The organism is Mesorhizobium sp. M7A.F.Ca.CA.004.04.2.1, from assembly GCF_004022825.1.
Lineage (GTDB): Bacteria > Pseudomonadota > Alphaproteobacteria > Rhizobiales > Rhizobiaceae > Mesorhizobium.
In genome coordinates this window covers 1-2261 of sequence record NZ_RZPH01000970.1, presented here as the reverse complement: position 1 = coordinate 2261, position 2261 = coordinate 1, and the positions used below count along the sequence as shown (strand labels likewise).

The window sequence follows — 2261 nt, the reverse complement described above, 5'->3', positions numbered from 1 at the left end:
GCGTCAGCACCTCGGTCAGACCGGTGAAGCCAGCAGCCATGCTGAGAATATTGTTGTTGAACGTCCCGCCATGCGAGAACGCACCGGGCAAAGCCGGATCGAAGCGATCGACGAGGTCGGCGCGTCCACCGAATGCGCCAAAACTGGCGCCGCCGCCGATATACTTGCCGAGCGTCACGAAATCGGGAAAGATTTCATGTGCGCCATGGAGCGCGCGGTAGTCGAGGCGCGAGGTCATCACCTCGTCGAAGATCAGCAGCGCGCCGGTCTCCTTCGTCGCCGCGCGCAGCGCTTCCAGGAACTCACGCGTCGCCGGGATGCAGCCGCCGCCGCCCATCATCGGCTCGACGATCACTGCGGCAAGCTCGTCGCCCTGTTCCTTGATGAGCGCCACGGCGCCTGCACTATCGTTGTAGTCGGCGAAGACAAAGGGGAAAGGCAAATTGAGCGGTGAGCCGCCATGCGCAAAAGTGAGTACGCCGCCATGATAGCCCTCGCGGAAGGCGAGGATCTTCGAGCGCTGCGTGATGGCGCGAGCCGCCGAAATCGCCATGATGTTCGCCTCGGTGCCCGAGTTGCAGAAGCGCACGCGCTCTATGGCCGGAAAACGGTCGACCACCGCGGCAGCCAGGCGCGCCTCATAGCGGTTGGGTGCGCCCAGCATGATGCCACCCTGTATGACGTCCACAAGGGCCGCCGAAATCGCCTTGTCGGAGTGGCCGTAGAAACCGGCACTGTATTCCGAGACCAGGTCGACATAGGTATGGCCGTCCAAATCGGTCACCCTGCAGCCTTCACCGGAAACAAACGATACGGGGAATGGCCGATACCATAGAACAGCCCTCGTATTGCCGCCCGGCAACGATGCCGCGGCCTCGTTCTGACGCGCCCGGCTGTTCGGGTTGGCGTCAGCGAAACGCTGTCGCGCCTCGTCCAGAACAGCAGCGAGACTGACATTGGCGCGCAGGTCTCTAGTGCCTTGCAGCATTCGATCAAATCTCCTCGTCTTTTCAACTTTTTTGCACCATATCGCAAATTCCTGTTGCTAATCAATCGATTTTGCGTTTGAAATTTGATCAAATCTGCAACGATAAGAAAGGGGAACTGCAATGAGGACTTATCTGCAAGCCGTATCTGCCGCCGCGATCTGCCTCGCGACCTCGACTTTGGCCGCGTCCGCGGCCGACCCCGTCACGGTGGTCGGCTGGGGGGGTACATGGGACAAGGCCTACAAGGATGGGGTCTGGGACAAGTACACCGAAAAGACGGGCGTTCCGATCGTCATGGAAGAATGGGGCGGCGAGGTCGCCAAGGTGCGTGCCCAGGTGCAGGCGGGCAACATTACCTACGACGTCGTCTCGGTCGAAGCGCCCGCCATGGAAGTCGGCTGCGCCGAAGGCCTGTTCGTCCCGCTGACGCCCGAGATCACCGGCGACGCGGCGAATTATCTCCCAGGCACCCTGCACGAATGCGGCGTCGCATCCGACACCTGGGCTACGGTCCTTGCCTACAACACGAAGGTCTACAAAGGTGACGCCGCGCCGAAGAGCTGGGCGGATTTCTGGAACGTCGAGAAATTTCCGGGAAAGCGCGGGCTTTACCAGCAGGCACAGTTCACGCTGGAAAATGCGCTGATGGCCGACGGCGTTAAGCGCGAGGACATGTACAAGGTGCTGGGCACGCCGGAAGGCGTCGACCGGGCTTTCGCCATGCTCGACAAGATCAAGGCGCACGTCGTCTGGTGGTCCACAACGACGCAGGGCATCCAGAACCTCGACAGTGGTGAAGTGGCTCTCAGCGACGCGTTCAATGCGCGCATCACCAACGAAGCCATCAACGAGAAGAAGCCCTATGCGATCGCATGGGACGCTGGCTTCTTCTATGGCACCGACTACTGGGCGGTGGTGAAGGGCGCGCCGCACCAGCAGGCCGGGCTGGATCTCCTCAAGTGGTTCTCCATCCCTGAAAACCAGGCCGGCTTCTCGAAACTCTATGCCTATGGCACCGGCCGCAAGGAAGCCGCCGACCTCATTCCCGCGGATTGGAAGGCCTACCTGCCGACGTCGCCGGAGCACCTTCAGTACGGCGCCTCCTATGACAACGACTTCTGGACCGAGCACAAGGAAGCACTGGAAGAACGCTTCAAGGCCTGGCTCGCGAAGTAACCCAGGCATGTTGGTCGGGACAAAGCCGGCTATGAAGCGGCGCCAACGGGGCGGCATGCTCGCCCTGTTGACGACCCCGCTTATTCTGTTCGTCGT

General features: G+C 61.3%; 2 protein-coding genes. One reads left to right on the top strand and one right to left on the bottom strand.

From position 1 onward, the window contains the following. Positions 1-988, bottom strand: a 988-nt coding sequence (locus EN893_RS29930; protein ID WP_128362021.1) for an aminotransferase class III-fold pyridoxal phosphate-dependent enzyme, incomplete at its 3' end; no start/stop codon positions are given. Positions 989-1109: 121 nt separating this feature from the next. Between EN893_RS29930 and EN893_RS29925 the strand changes: the two genes are divergently transcribed. Further along, positions 1110-2165, top strand: coding sequence for an ABC transporter substrate-binding protein (locus EN893_RS29925; protein WP_127270371.1), 1056 nt, complete (start codon positions 1110-1112; stop codon positions 2163-2165). The last annotated feature ends 96 nt before the right edge of the window (positions 2166-2261 follow it).